General features: G+C 70.2%; 10 protein-coding genes and 1 pseudogene. 7 read left to right on the top strand and 4 right to left on the bottom strand.

The annotated features are described in order from the left end of the window. Positions 1-175 precede the first annotated feature (175 nt). The 5 genes from G5C60_RS44400 (at position 176) to G5C60_RS44380 (ending at position 6,559) form a co-directional block, all read left to right on the top strand. Positions 176-1,489 carry an ABC transporter substrate-binding protein gene (locus G5C60_RS44400; protein ID WP_165268845.1) on the top strand — a complete coding sequence of 438 codons (1,314 nt, stop codon included), beginning with the start codon at positions 176-178 and terminating at the stop codon, positions 1,487-1,489. Between the two features lie 78 nt (positions 1,490-1,567). Then, entirely contained in the window at positions 1,568-2,518 is a 951-nt protein-coding gene (locus G5C60_RS44395) for a carbohydrate ABC transporter permease (protein WP_165268843.1), read from the top strand. Then, positions 2,515-3,426: a carbohydrate ABC transporter permease gene (locus G5C60_RS44390; RefSeq protein WP_165268841.1), complete on the top strand. Its 912-nt coding sequence runs from the start codon at positions 2,515-2,517 to the stop codon at positions 3,424-3,426. The genes G5C60_RS44395 and G5C60_RS44390 overlap by 4 nt, the downstream gene beginning before the upstream one ends. An 83-nt stretch (positions 3,427-3,509) precedes the next feature. Then, complete coding sequence (locus G5C60_RS44385; protein WP_165268847.1) at positions 3,510-4,490, top strand: hydroxyacid dehydrogenase; 981 nt, start codon at positions 3,510-3,512, stop codon at positions 4,488-4,490. Between the two features lie 65 nt (positions 4,491-4,555). Next, positions 4,556-6,559 carry a DUF2264 domain-containing protein gene (locus G5C60_RS44380; RefSeq protein ID WP_165268839.1) on the top strand — a complete coding sequence of 668 codons (2,004 nt, stop codon included), beginning with the start codon at positions 4,556-4,558 and terminating at the stop codon, positions 6,557-6,559. Positions 6,560-6,723: 164 nt separating this feature from the next. On the opposite strand, the gene G5C60_RS44375 is transcribed toward G5C60_RS44380, so the two are convergent. The 3 genes and pseudogenes from G5C60_RS44375 to G5C60_RS44360 all read right to left on the bottom strand — a co-directional run bounded on the left by G5C60_RS44375 (position 6,724) and on the right by G5C60_RS44360 (position 9,257). Beyond that, positions 6,724-7,383, bottom strand: coding sequence for a response regulator (locus G5C60_RS44375; protein WP_165268837.1), 660 nt, complete (start codon positions 7,381-7,383; stop codon positions 6,724-6,726). Next, a pseudogene (locus tag G5C60_RS44370) lies at positions 7,380-7,998 on the bottom strand (sensor histidine kinase); the annotation flags it as partial. The pseudogene G5C60_RS44370 and the gene G5C60_RS44375, both read right to left, overlap by 4 nt. Before the next feature lie 362 nt (positions 7,999-8,360). After that, positions 8,361-9,257 (bottom strand): LysR family transcriptional regulator, encoded by an 897-nt coding sequence (locus G5C60_RS44360; protein WP_206440769.1) that lies wholly within the window; start codon positions 9,255-9,257, stop codon positions 8,361-8,363. A gap of 90 nt (positions 9,258-9,347) precedes the next feature. Between G5C60_RS44360 and G5C60_RS44355 the strand changes: the two genes are divergently transcribed. After that, entirely contained in the window at positions 9,348-10,676 is a 1,329-nt protein-coding gene (locus tag G5C60_RS44355) for an aspartate aminotransferase family protein (RefSeq protein ID WP_165268833.1), read from the top strand. 68 nt (positions 10,677-10,744) lie between these two features. On the opposite strand, the gene G5C60_RS44350 is transcribed toward G5C60_RS44355, so the two are convergent. Then, positions 10,745-10,891: a hypothetical protein gene (locus G5C60_RS44350; RefSeq protein ID WP_165268831.1), complete on the bottom strand. Its 147-nt coding sequence runs from the start codon at positions 10,889-10,891 to the stop codon at positions 10,745-10,747. Positions 10,892-11,736: 845 nt separating this feature from the next. Between G5C60_RS44350 and G5C60_RS44345 the strand changes: the two genes are divergently transcribed. Beyond that, on the top strand, positions 11,737-13,617 hold a 1,881-nt coding region (locus G5C60_RS44345; protein WP_165268829.1), incomplete at its 3' end, for a 1-deoxy-D-xylulose-5-phosphate synthase.

The following is a 13,617-nucleotide window of genomic DNA, read 5'->3' as shown; positions in this document are numbered from 1 at the left end:
CCTCCGGCCCCCGGCCTCGGCCCCAGCCCCAGCACCGGCACCGGCACCGGCACCGGCCCTCGGCCCTCGACAATTGTTCGTTTGACCGTTTCAGTTTCTTCTGTTCGGTCTATTGACGCCTTTTTCATCTGCCGCTCAAGATGCCCGTAATCCATGCAAGGACGCGGGAGGGCTCATGCGATGTACCCGCCGGGCTGTGGCGGCGCTGTTCACGATCTTCGCCATGCTGCTCACGGGCTGCTCCGCCGGAGGCGGCAGCGACACCGCCGGCAGCGGGCCGGTGCACATCACGTTCTGGTCGGCCCTCCGCGGCAGCCAGGAGGTCGTGGACGAGTACAACCGCACGCACACCGACATCAAAGTCGACTTCGAGCAGGTTCCCTCGGGTGAGCAGGGCGGCTGGGCCAAGCTCAGCAACGCCGCGCGCGCGGGCAACGCCCCTGACGTCGCCACCATCGAATACCCCCAACTGCCCGGCTTCACCATCGACGGCGTACCCCGGGACATCACCAAGCTGATGCCCGACTCGGTACGCCGCAAGATCCTTCCGCAGGCGCTCGACCTGACCACCTTCGACGGGCGCACCTACGCCGTACCGGTGGACATCGAGCCGATGGTGTTCCTGTACCGCAAGGACATCTTCGCCAAGAACAACATCCCGGTCCCCAAGACCTGGGCGGAGTTCGAGAGTTCGGCCCGCAAGCTCAAGCAGGCCCAGCCTCGCACCCGTATCGCCAGTCTCTTCACCACCGGTGGCACCCTCTACATGGCCGCGTACGCCTGGCAGGCCGGCGCCCGGTGGTACGACACCGCCGACGACACCTGGCGCATCTCCATGGACGACGCCCCGACGCGCAAGGTCGCCGACTACTGGCAGGGTCTGATGGACGACGACCTGGTGCGTGTGGAGCCCGGGTCCAGTCAGCAGTGGCGGGCCCATCTGAGCAGCGGTGAGACGGCCGGCTACCTGGCGGGCGCCTGGGCCGCGGGCTCGATGATGGCGTCCACCCCCGACGGCAAGGGCAAGTGGGCCATCGCGCCGGTCCCGCAGTGGGATCCGGCCAAGCCGAGGGTGAGCACCCAGGGAGGTTCGACCTTCATGGTCACCAAGGACAGCAAGCATCCCAAGGAGGCCATGGACTTCATCTCCTGGATGGTCACCAGCCCCGCCGCCCTGCGCGCGAAGCTCTCCAGCGGTGTCAGCAGCGCCTTCCCGTCCGTGCCCGGTCTGGTCCCCGTCGCCCGCAAGGAGATGGACACGAGCTACTTCTCCGGCCAGGACATCTTCGGCCTCTTCGGGGAGCAGGCCGAACTGATCTCCCCCAGCTGGAAGTGGGGGCCGCGGATGGTCTCGACGACCACCTCCGGCGACGACGGGCTCGCGAAGGCCGGTGCCGGCAGCGGCAGCATCCTGGATGCCCTGCGCGAAGCACAGAGCAGAACGCTGCCCGATCTGAAGAGCCTCGGCCTGTCGGTCACCACCCGCTGAACCAGCCGCGCCCGCAGCGTCTCCCCTGAGCCCAGCACCTTCACCACGTTGGAGCCGAGGTACCCCGTGAGCACAGTCATGTCCTCGAAGCAGACGGCACCGCCACCGGCGGCCGCCGCCGATCCGCCCCGCAGAACCGGACGACGCCAGCAGAGGTTCGCCGCCGCCGTTCTGCTGACCCCCTTCACGGCACTGCTGATAGCGGTGTTCCTGATCCCCGTCGGATACGCCGTCTACCTCAGCTTCTTCGCCGAGGACCACGAAGGCCTCGGCTTCGGCGGCGGGGAGACCGTCTTCACCGGATTGCGCAGCTATTTCTCGGTGCTCCAGGATCCGAGCTTCGTCTCCGGGTTCGGCTCCATCGCCCTCTACTGCGTGATCTTCGTACCCATCGTCGTGGTCAGCGCGCTCGCGCTCGCCCTGCTCCTCGACTCCGGACTGGTCCGGCTGCGGCGCACCGCGCAGATGCTGCTGTATCTGCCGCACGCCGTGCCCGGCATCATCGCCGCCGTCATCTGGCTGTACCTCTACACCCCCGGCCTCAGCCCGGTCATCAAGCTCTTCGCGCAGGCGGACATCACCATCGACTTCCTGGGTCTGCACACCGTGCTGCCGTCGATCGTCAACATCGCGCTGTGGAGCGGCCTCGGCTACAACATGGTGATCTTCTACGCCGCGCTCCAGGCCCTGCCGCGCGAGGTGCTGGAGGCCGCCCGGATCGACGGCGCGGGAGATGTGCGCACCGCGCTGCAGGTCAAGGTCCCCATCATCAGGGCCTCCGTGGTCATGGTGTGCATGTTCTCCCTGATCGGCGCGCTCCAGCTGTTCACCGAGCCCATGCTGATGAACCAGGCCACACCGATGGTCAACTCCCGCTTCACGCCGAACATGTACATCTACGACGCGGCCTTCCGCCGCAACAACTACGGACTCGCCTCCGCGGCCTCCGTCATCCTCCTCGTCGTCACCTGCGTCCTGTCGTACGCGGTGACCCGCTGGGCCGGCCGCCGGGAACGGAGCGCCGCATGACCACGACGACCCCCACCCGCCCCGGTGTCGCCGGCCGGCCGCTGGGCAAGCCGGCCGGACGCTCCTTCGGCACCGGCAAAGTGACCAGCCGCGGCGTCGCCAACGCCGTCGTGCTGATCGCGGCCCTCTACACCCTGCTGCCCGGACTGTGGCTGCTCTTCGCGTCCACCAAGAACGCCGACGCCCTCTTCGGCTCGGACATCTTCTCCCTCGGCGACTTCTCCCTCGCCCAGAACCTCTCCGACCTGTTCGCCATGGACGGCGGCCTCTACGGCGAGTGGTACCTCAACAGCCTGCTGTACGCGGTCGGCGGCGCCCTCGTCGGTTCCCTCATCAGCGTCTCCGCCGGGTACGCCTTCGACAAGTACGAGTTCCGGCACAAGGAGAAGCTGTTCGGCCTCGTCCTCGCCGGCGTCATGGTCCCGCCGACCGTCCTGGCCCTCCCGCTCTACCTGGTGGCCTCCGGCATCGGCCTGGTCAACACGTTCTGGGCGGTCTTCATCCCCGTCCTGTTCAACCCGTTCGGCGTCTACCTCGCCCGCCTGCTGAGCAGCGGCTACGTACCCAACGAGGTCCTTGAGGCGTCCCGGGTGGACGGCGCGGGCGAACTGCAGACCTATGTGCGTGTCAGCCTGCGCATGCTCGGCCCCGGATTCGTCACGGTCTTCCTGTTCCAGCTGACGGCCATCTGGAACAACTTCTTCCTGCCCATGGTGATGCTCTCCGACCAGCACCTGTATCCGCTCAGCCTCGGCCTGTACACATGGAACAGCTCCGCGACCGTCTCGCCCGAGTACTACCCGCTCGTCGTCATCGGCTCGCTGCTCGCCATCGTCCCGCTGATCGTCGCGTTCGTCACGCTGCAGCGGTACTGGAAGTCCGGCCTGACCGCAGGAAGCGTCAAGTGACCAGCAGGGAGCGCCAGTTGGCCCGTACGGAACCTCAAGTGACCCACCCCGACCACCGGCCCCGGCCACGCGCCGTGCTGGCCATGGCGAAGAAGACCGCGGAGCAGGTCCTCGACGACGGCGTACGGGCCCGGCTCGCCGCCCTCACCGATATCGACCCGCACCTCGTCCTGGACGACCTCACCACGCCCGCCGCGCACCGCGCGCTCGCCGACGCCGAGCTGCTCATCACCGGCTGGGGCTGCCCGCCCATCGACGCGGCGGCACTGGACGCGGCGCCCCGGCTGCGCGCGGTCGTACACACCGCCGGCACCGTACGCCACCACATCACCCCCGCGTGCTGGGAGCGCGGCCTCACGGTGTCCTCGGCCGCCGCGGCCAACGCCGTGCCGGTCGCCGAGTACACCCTCGCCATGATCCTGCTCGCCAACAAGCGGGTCCTCGACACGGCCCGCGTCTACCGCGCCGAGCGCCGCCGCATCGACTGGAACGAGCGCCATCCCGACGCGGGCAACTACCGCAAGACCGTGGGCATCCTGAGTGCCTCGGTCATCGGGCGCCGTGTCATCGACCTGCTCCGTCCGCACGACCTGACGGTGCTGCTCCACGACCCCTATGTAACACCCAGCGAGGCACGCGCTCTCGGCGCGCACCCGGTGGCGCTCCCGGAGCTGTTCTCGCGCAGCGACGTCGTCAGCGTGCACACGCCGCTGCTGCCCGAGACCCGTGGTCTGGTCGGCCGCGACCTGCTGGCGCGGCTGCGCACGGGCGGCACGCTGATCAACACCGCGCGCGGCGCCGTCGTCGACCAGACGGCCCTCACCGCCGAGGTGGTGTCCGGGCGGCTGAACGCGATCCTGGACGTCACCGAACCCGAGGTGCTGCCCGCCGACTCACCGCTGTTCGACCTGCCCAATGTCCTCGTCACCCCGCACATCGCCGGTTCGAAGGGCGGCGAACTCCGCCGCCTCGCCGACCTGGCGCTGACCGAGGTCGAGTCGTACACCCTCGGCCGCCCCTTCGCCCATCCCGTACGGCCCGAACAACTGGCCCGCCTCGCCTGAACCCACCCGCCGAACGCACACGCCGGGAACGCACATCCCGGAACGAACAGGAGACGTGGCCCTCCATGCCCGAGCATCCTCTCTCCGCCTCCCTCCCAGACTCCCTTCCCGTCCCACTCCCCCACTCCCTTCCCGCGGAGGACCGCACCCTCAGCCCGTACACCGGCTACACCCGCGCCCACTGGGAAGCCGCCGCCGACGGACTGCTGACGGCCGCCCTCCGCTACGCCACCCCCGGCCAGGCCCTGATCGACCTGCCCGGTCCGCCCTCCAAGTCCGGGGTGCGCTCGGACGGCCTGGAAGGGTTCGCCCGTACGTTCCTGCTCGCCGCGTTCCGTACCGCTGGAGCGTCCGGCAAGGACCCGGGCGGCTTCCTGGAGCGCTACACCGCCGGTCTCGCGCGCGGCACCCGCTCCCCCGGCCGCGACGACGCCGAGTCCTGGCCGGAGATCGGCCACCACGGCATCCAGGGCCAGCCCATGGTGGAGTCCGCCTCCGTGGCGCTGGGCCTGCGCCTGACCACGCCGTGGACCTGGGACACGCTGCCCGCCGACGACCAGGACCGTGTCGAGCGGTGGCTGCGCGGCGCGCTGCGGCACACGCCCGCCCCCAACAACTGGTATCTCTTCCCGCTGACCGTCGCGGGCTTCCTGGAGTCCGTCGGGAGGGGCGACGCCGAGACGCGCGGAGCGATCGAGCGCGGGCTCGGCCTGCTGGACGGCTGGTACCAGGGGCAGGGCTGGTACTCCGACGGCGACGGCCGAGCCTTCGACCACTACAACGGCTGGGCCCTGCACATGTACCCGCTCCTGCACGCCCACCTCGCGGGCGACGGGGCGCTGCTCGACCAACTCGGCCCGCGGCTGCGGGAGTTCCTCGACGGCTTCGCCCTGCTCTTCGACGCGAACGGCGCCCCGATCCATCACGGCCGCTCCCTGACGTACCGCTTCGCCGCGGTGGCCGCCGTGGCCCTCGGCGCCGTCACGAGGATGACGCCGCTCGCGCCCGGAGTCACCCGCCGCATCCTCAGCGGGGCGTTGCGCCACTTCCTCGACCGCGGCGCGCTCGCCGCGGACGGCGTCCTCAGCCTCGGCTGGTACGGGCCGCACGCGGCGACGCTCCAGCGTTACTCGGGGCCCGGCTCCCCGTACTGGGCGTCCAAGGGTTTCCTGGGGCTGCTCCTCCCGCCCGAGGACCCGGTGTGGACGGCCACGGAGGAGAGCGCACCCGCCGAGGCCGAGGGCCGTGACCGTGTTCTCGCCCTGCCCTCTCCCGGGCTGCTGATCCAGACCACCGGCCGGGACGGTCTCGCGCGCCTGCACAACCACGGCAGCTACAAGGTCGACTCGCGCGAGCCGGAGCGGGCCCCCGGCAATCCGCTGTACGCCCGTCTCGCGTACTCCACGCGCACCGGCCCGACCAGCGCGGCCAACGCCCCCGACAACCACATCGCCCTGACAGCCCGCGGCACCTGCAGCGCCCGTATCCGCGTCAACCCCCTTGCCGCAGGCCCCGACTGGCTCGCCTCATGGCACCGCCCGGTCTTCCCCGAGGACGGCCCGATCCTGCCCTCGGCCCGGATCGAGAGCCTGACGCTGGCGCGCGGCAGGCTCGAACTCCGTGTCCACCGCACCGTCGGCGTACCGGCCGGAACACCGATCCACCACAGCGGCTGGGCCGTCGCCCTGGCCCCGGAGGCGGCCACCGAAACAGAGGCCGAACAGATCACGGAGATACGTCTCGACGGACCGGAGGTGACCGGCCAACTGCTCGGCCTGTACGGCTGGCAGACGCAACGCACCGTGCGCGCCCCGGAGGGCACGGCGTACGGACGCTGGGCCCTCGTCCCCGAACTCACCGGAACCGTCGGCGAGGACCCGGCGGACACGGTGTTCGCCGCGCTGGCCTCCCTCACCGGCGAAGGCGACCCGGCCCCGCTCGCCGGGCAGGCCACCGCAGAGGTGAACGGCCTGACCGTCACCGTCCGCTGGGCCGACGGGACCTGTACGGCCGTGGACTTCGGCGACGGCGTGCTCACACTGCCCACGGTCACCGAGGTGCCGACGTGACACTGCGCCTGGGCCTGCGCTCCGTGCCCCTCCGGCACCTCCATGCGCCCGGCGTCGTCGCGGCCGCAGCCGCGAGAGCCGAAGGGGCGTGCCGGTGCCGGGGGCGCGAGCAGCATCCCGCGCTGTAGACCCGGTAGCCCGTCTGCGGGGCCTCAACCGGCGCGTCAGGTCACCAGACCTTGGCGGTACGCGTAGACGACGGCTTGGACGCGGTCGCGGAAGTCGAGTTTGGTGAGGATGCGGGAGACGAAGGTCTTGACGGTCTCCTGGCTGATCAGGAGGGCCCCGGCGATTTCACTGTTGGAGAGGCCGTCCGCGATGAGGCACAGTACCTCCAGCTCGCGGGGGGTGAGCGGGATGTCGTGCGGGGTGCCCTCGGCGGGCCGGATGCGGGCGGCGTACCTGCCCACGAGCCGGCGCGTCACCTCCGGGTCCAGCAGGGCCGCGCCCGTGGCCACGGTCCGGATGCCGTGCAGCAGTTGAGCCGGCGGTGCCTCTTTGAGCAGGAACCCGCTCGCCCCGGCGCGCAGTGCCTCGTAGACGTACTTGTCCAGGTTGAACGTGGTCACCACGAGCACCTTGACGGGGTTCGGCACTCCGGCACCGGCCAGCAGGCGCGTGGCCTCGATGCCGTCGAGCACCGGCATGCGTATGTCCATCACCACGACGTCCGGGCGCAGTTGCCCGGCGAGTTCGACCGCGGTCCGTCCGTCCCCGCACTCGCCCGCCACCTCCAGGTCAGGTTGAGCGTCGACGATCGTCACCAGACCGGTTCGGACCAGTACCTGGTCATCGCAGATCAAGACCCGGATCGGCGCGGTCACGACGGGCTCCCGGCGGGTATGCGCGCCCGAAGCCGCCGCCCGTCCGCCGGTCCGCGCTGAAGTCGCCGCCCAGGACGTCGACCCGTTCGCGGAGCCCGGCCAGGCCCCGCCCGCTCCCGCCGGGGGATCCGGTCTGCGAGCCGGAACCGTCCGTGGTGACCTCCACGGTGATCTCCCCTGCGCCGTGCCGCACTTGGACGGCGCTGCCGGCCGGCCCTCCTCGGTGAACTCCACCGGCTGCCCGGCCTTGCGCGTCTGTTTCACGAGGGTGACAAGTCGGCCGACAGCCGGTGTTCTGGCCTCGGCGCGGTGGTCCGGGTTGAGCAGGTCGAGCAGGTGCCGCAGGTCGGTGAGGGCCCGTCTGCCGGTTTCGGCGGTGGCGGTCAGTGCCTGGTCGAGTCGATCGGGAGCGGCAGCCAGATAGCGTGCCGATTCGGCCTGGACGACCATCGCCGTCACATGGTGGGTCACGACGTCGTGGAGTTCGCGGGCGATGCGGGTGTGTTCGGCGGTGCGCGTCTCCTCCGCGACCCGGCGGCGGCGTTCGGACTACGCGATCCGGGTGGAACGCAGCCACGCCCCGATGCCCCACACGAAGGCACACGCCAGGTAGAAAGGACGATGACCGGCCTGCCGTCCGCCGGGGCACCGGAACAGGACACGTTCACCGACCGGCCGTCGACCTTGATCTTCTTGGTTCCGGTGAGCGCGCCCTCACCAGCCGCCTGCTCCGCAGCGGCAGTGGTCGTGGTGGCGGATGCGTCCGAATCCGCCTTTGACGATTTCTCGCAGCACTGTGGTCGAAGCGCCGCGGCTGCCTCGAACGCTACGGATCCGCCGCCTCGAGATCGTCACCCCGCGGTGGACACCTGCGTGTAGCTCGCACGGGCGACAGACCCCACAGGGTCCGGACAGACCCCACAGGGCCCGGTCCGGCCGCGACAAACGGCAGCCAGCGGCTCGCGGCCCGCCGCGTCCTACGCCTGTACGGCTCCCGCACCGCGACGCAGCGCGTCCAGCACGGCGCGCACCGCCGCGCGAGGTGGTGAGCCGCGGCGGATCGCCGCCGTGATCGTGCGCGTCACGGGAGTCGCGAGTTCCGCGGTGGCGACGCGATAACGGCGGTCCACCGCCAGGCCGGGCAGCAGCGCGATCGACAGGCCGGCTTCGACGTGCTGGAGGGTCATCATGTAGTTGCTGAACCGGCACACCACCCGCGGCTCGAACCGCGATTGACGGCACAGTCGCAGCGCGAGATTCGCCATGTACGACTGTGGCGTGTCGAACGCCCACGGCTCGTCCGCGCAGGCAGCGAGGTCCACGGCGCCGCGCCCGGCCGCGGGATGCCCGGGCGGGACCACCAGCAGGATCTCGTCCGTGGCCAGCGGCACGAGGTCGAGGTCCGGCCCCAACGGCAGCTCGTCGAAGTCCGTGGTCGTGATGATGATGTCCGCGTCGCCACCTCTCAGCGCGGGCATGCTCTCGTGCGGCTCCAGCTGCAGCAGCTCGACATCGAGGTGCGGATGCTCGCGCGCCAGACGGGTCACCGCCGGCACGGCCATGGTGTGGATCGCGCTCTGGAACACCCCCAGCCGCACCAGCCCTGACGGTTCCTCGCCGAACCCGCGAAGCTCCGCCTCGACGGTGTCCATGTGATCGAGGATCGCCCGCGCCCGCCGCGCGAGGATCAGCCCGGCCGAGGTCAGCCGCACCCGGCGTCCCGTGCGTTCCAGTAGCTGTGTGCGTGTCTCGGCCTCGAGCACGGCGAGCTGCTGAGACACGCTGGACGGGCTCAGGTTGGCGGCCTGGGCGACCGCACGGACGGTGCCCAGCGTGTCCAGCTGGCTCAGCAGCCGCAGCCTCCAGGGGTTCATCACGCCCTCATTGTTGTGCGGTTCTGCCGAACAGGGCAGCCGGAATTGTGAGATGGACGTGTCGCTCGAGCGCGACTTACCGTCGAAGCCATGGCTGCTTCGACCACCGTCCCGCCGTCCACCGAAACCTTCTGGGCCGATGCCGAGAGGCATCTCGTACGCTATGGCGGCGAGTTCACCCGCGAGATCATCGACCGCGCCGCCGGGAGTTTCCTGTACGCGGCGGACGGCCGGAAGATCCTCGACTTCACTTCCGGTCAGATGAGCGCGATCCTCGGCCACTCGCACCCGGAGATCGTCGCGACCGTCCAGCGGCAGGTCGCCACCCTCGACCACCTCTTCAGCGGCATGCTCAGCCGCCCGGTGGTCGACCTCGCCCGGCGGCTTGCCGACACGTTGCCCGCGCCGCTGGAGAAGGTGCTGCTGCTGACGACAGGCAGCGAGTCGAACGAAGCCGCCATCCGGATGGCCAAGCTCGTCACCGGCAGGCACGAGATCGTCTCGTTCGCGCGGTCCTGGCACGGCATGACGCAGGCCGCCGCGTCCGCCACCTACAGCGCGGGGCGCAGGGGCTACGGCCCGGCCGCGCCCGGCAACTTCGCCATCCCCGTGCCGAACGCGTACCGGCCCGACTTCACCACGGCCGACGGCACGCTGGACTGGCAGCGCCAGCTGGACTTCGCCTTCGACCTGATCGACGCTCAGTCGACCGGCAGCCTGGCCGCGTGCCTCGTCGAACCGATTCTCAGCTCAGGCGGAATCATCGAACCGCCGCCCGGGTACTTCGCGGCCCTGCAGGCAAAATGCCGGGAACGCGGCATGCTGTTGATTCTCGACGAGGCCCAGACCGGCCTCTGCCGCACCGGCACCTGGTACGCGTTCGAGCGCGACGGCATCGTCCCCGACATCCTCACCCTGTCCAAGACGCTCGGTGCCGGACTGCCCCTCGCGGCCGTGGTCACGAGCGCCGAGATCGAGCAGGAGGCACACGAGCGCGGATTCCTGTTCTTCACCACGCACGTCGCCGACCCACTGGTGGCCGCGGTCGGCAACACCGTCCTGGACGTCCTGACCGACGACAGGCTCGACGAGCGCGCACGGTCGCTCGGCACATTCCTCCGCGACGGCTTGGCGGACATCGCCCGACGCCATGAGGTCGTCGGCGACATCCGCGGCAGGGGCCTGCTCGCCGGCCTCGAACTCGTCGTCGACCGCGAGACGAAGCGGAGCTCGAACGAGCTGGGCGCGCGGGTCACCCGCCGCTGCCTCGAACTCGGCCTGCACATGAACATCGTCCAGCTCCCCGGCATGGGCGGAGTCCTGCGGATGGCACCGCCGCTGACCGTCACCGAGGACGAGCTGTCGCTCGGCTTGACGATTCTGGGCAAAGCGATCGGCGACACCTGCGCGGCACTCTGAGGCGTCCGTTCCTGAGGTGTCCGCAGTGTCCCGCCAACGCCGAGTTGATGGCTTCACAGTTGATGGCTTCACGGCTGTTCAATGACGCCGTACGCACCGGTCGGAGGCCGGAGCGCGTGGGGCAGGCCGAAGCGGTGGAGCAGGCTGTTGTCGACGAAGCGGGTGAGTGCCGAGCCGCGTAGCGTGAGGACGAGCAGGCCGTGGGCGTGCGCCACTTGGGCACCTGTCGCCCGGGGCGTGAACCAGGCGGACGTCGAACCCGGCCAGAGCGGCCGGCCTGATGCCGTGACGACTGACGAGAGCCACGGACGCCACCCCCAGCTGTGACGAAGACCGGATAAGTGGCCCCGTGCACGCCCGACCTGTTCGGCCACTGGCCGCCGCGCGCCTTCTCACACGGTGAGCCGGAGCTTTCCGGTACGCGGGTGCACGACGGGTGCACCGTCGATGTTTTGTCCGCTGATCGTGCGGCTGCAAGCCCCTTTTGGGAGGGTTGTAGGCGCAGATTCCGGTCACGATATTGATATTCCGCTTTCCTCTCCTTCCAGAGGCGGAAGAAGTCGCCGGACTGCGGGTGCGGTACCGGGTTATCCCTTCTTTCCGTCTTCCGGTTCGCGGGGCATGGCTGGTCGTGCCTGGTCGTGCCGGGTGGCGCTCGGCTCTCGGGCCTGAACAGGGCCTGGGAACAGATCCGCTTCCGGTACGCGCAGGAAGAAACCTTTCGCACCCTCCCCTCCTTTCCTTGTCTTTGCTCGTGGCTACTTCGCTTCCGGTGGGGCATCGGATGTCCCCGGAGACGCAGGTTTTCGCTCCCTCCGCCGACTCCCTCCGGCGGCTCCCTCCGGCGAGTTGAGGTGCGGTGCGAACCCCTCCGAAAGAACGTGATCCCGATGAATGCTCCCCCTGTCTGTGTGGCCACCGCGGTGCTTGCGGTGAGGCTCCGGTGACTGGCGACGGCGTGTCTTCGGTCCAGGCTCCCGCAGGGGGTGCCGGCCCGGGTGCGTCTGCCGGGAGGTTCCCGCTGCTGTCCTCGCTGACCTGCGCGAAGGATGTGCGCCTGATGGGCCGTGAGATGTTGGCGGATCTGGCTGCGGAAATCCGCGAGTTCCTCATCGAGAAGGTGTGTGCGTCAGGGGGACATCTGGGCCCGAACCTGGGTGTGGTGGAGCTGAGTATCGCCTTGCACCGGGCGTTCGACTCCCCGCGGGACACGCTGTTGTTCGACATCGGTCATCAGGGCTATGTCCACAAGCTCCTGACCGGCCGGGCCCGGGGATTCGGCGGGCTGCGGCAGGCGGGCGGGCTGTCCGGCTACCTCTCCCAGGCGGAGTCGCCGCACGATGTGATCGAGAATTCCCATGCCTCCACGGTGCTGTGTTACGCCGACGGCCTGGCCAAGGCCCACCATCTGGCCGGCGAGAGTGACCGTGTGGTGGTCGCTGTCGTCGGGGACGGTGCGCTGACGGGTGGGATGTGCTGGGAGGCGCTGAACAACCTCGGCGGGGCGCCGCAGCGTCCGGTCGTGATCGTCCTGAACGACAACATGCGTTCCTACGCCCCCACCATCGGTGCTCTGGCCGACCATCTCCAGCACCTGCGGGGCGCAGGTTCCGGCGACATCGACTGGCTGCCCGGGACCAACTCCGGCAACAACGAGCCGCGCAACGGTGCCGGCCCTGACCTGAGCGGCGGGGCAGACCAGGTGAGTACGGGTGGCTGCCGCGGAGACGACGATCTGCTTCCGGGGCCGTCGCCGGTGGCCCGTAATCTCTTCCGCCTGCTCGGCTTCGCCTATCTGGGCCCCGTCGACGGCCACGACGTGCCGTCTTTGGAAAAGGCCCTGTTGACGGCGCGCGGGCTGGGCCGTCCGGTGGTGGTGCACGCGGTGACGGTCAAGGGCCGCGGCTACGCCCCGGCAGAGGGCGACGAGGCGGACTGCATGCATGCGGTCGGTGTCCTCGACCCCGCCACAGGACGGCGCCTCCAGGGCGGTGGTGCGCCCTCGTGGACGAGCGTGTTCGCCGACGAGTTGGGCAGGCAGGGCGAACGGCACAAGGACATCGTGGCGATCACGGCGGCGATGCCGGGCCCGACCGGTCTGGCCCGCTTCGGCGAGCGGTTTCCGCACCGGTTCTTCGACGTCGGCATCGCCGAGCAGCATGCCGTCACGTCTGCCGCGGGCCTGGCGCTGGGCGGATTCCACCCGATCGTCGCGGTCTACGCCACCTTTCTGGGCCGTGCTTTCGACCAGGTGCTGATGGATGTGGCCCTGCACCGGCTGCCGGTGACGTTCGTCCTGGACCGGGCGGGGGTGACGGGTCCTGACGGGCCGTCTCATCACGGGATGTGGGACCTGACGCTGCTGGGCGCGGTGCCGGGGATGCGGGTGGGGGCTCCCCGGGATGCCACCCGGCTGCGGGAACTGCTGGGCGAAGCCGTCGCTCACTCCGGCGGGCCGACCGCGCTGCGATTCCCCAAAGCCTCTGTTTCCGCCGATATCCCGGCACTGGAACGCCGCGGCCCGCTGGAGATCCTGCACCGGGCCATGGCGCGGGATGTGCTGCTGGTGGCCGTGGGGCCACTGGCCGGGCCGGCGGTGGAAGCCGCCCGCTACCTGGAGGAGCAGGGGATCGGTGTGACCGTGGCGGATCCGCGCTGGGTGCTGCCCGTACCACCCGAGCTCACGCAACTCGCCGTGCGCTACCGGCTGGTGGTGACGGTGGAGGACAACACCCGGGCCGGCGGTGTGGGCACCGCGGTGGCGCGGGCGGTGGCCGATGCGGGTTCCCGTGTGCCGGTGCGGGTGCTGGGCCTGCCGGGACGTTTCGTCTCCCACGGCACCCGCGCCGACATCCTCGCCGCCACCGGGCTCACCGCGCAGGGCATCGCCTACTCCGTCCTGCGCGCCCGCGCCGACCGCCCTCCGCACGAAGGGCGACGG

The sequence above is a fragment of the Streptomyces scabichelini genome (genome assembly GCF_011045015.1).
Taxonomy (GTDB): domain Bacteria; phylum Actinomycetota; class Actinomycetes; order Streptomycetales; family Streptomycetaceae; genus Streptomyces; species Streptomyces scabichelini.
The sequence above is the reverse complement of the archived record's forward strand: the minus strand, read 5'-3'. Positions and strand labels throughout refer to the sequence as shown.

Bases quoted from the DNA above. Each gene is read 5' to 3' on its own strand.
- G5C60_RS44355 (WP_165268833.1), top strand. From the start codon at position 9,348: ATGGCTGCTTCGACCACCGTCCCGCCGTCCACCGAAACCTTCTGGGCC.
- G5C60_RS44390 (WP_165268841.1), top strand. From the start codon at position 2,515: ATGACCACGACGACCCCCACCCGCCCCGGTGTCGCCGGCCGGCCGCTG.
- G5C60_RS44360 (WP_206440769.1), bottom strand. From the start codon at position 9,257: ATGAACCCCTGGAGGCTGCGGCTGCTGAGCCAGCTGGACACGCTGGGC.
- G5C60_RS44385 (WP_165268847.1), top strand. From the start codon at position 3,510: ATGGCGAAGAAGACCGCGGAGCAGGTCCTCGACGACGGCGTACGGGCC.
- G5C60_RS44395 (WP_165268843.1), top strand. From the start codon at position 1,568: ATGTCCTCGAAGCAGACGGCACCGCCACCGGCGGCCGCCGCCGATCCG.
- G5C60_RS44380 (WP_165268839.1), top strand. From the start codon at position 4,556: ATGCCCGAGCATCCTCTCTCCGCCTCCCTCCCAGACTCCCTTCCCGTC.
- G5C60_RS44400 (WP_165268845.1), top strand. From the start codon at position 176: ATGCGATGTACCCGCCGGGCTGTGGCGGCGCTGTTCACGATCTTCGCC.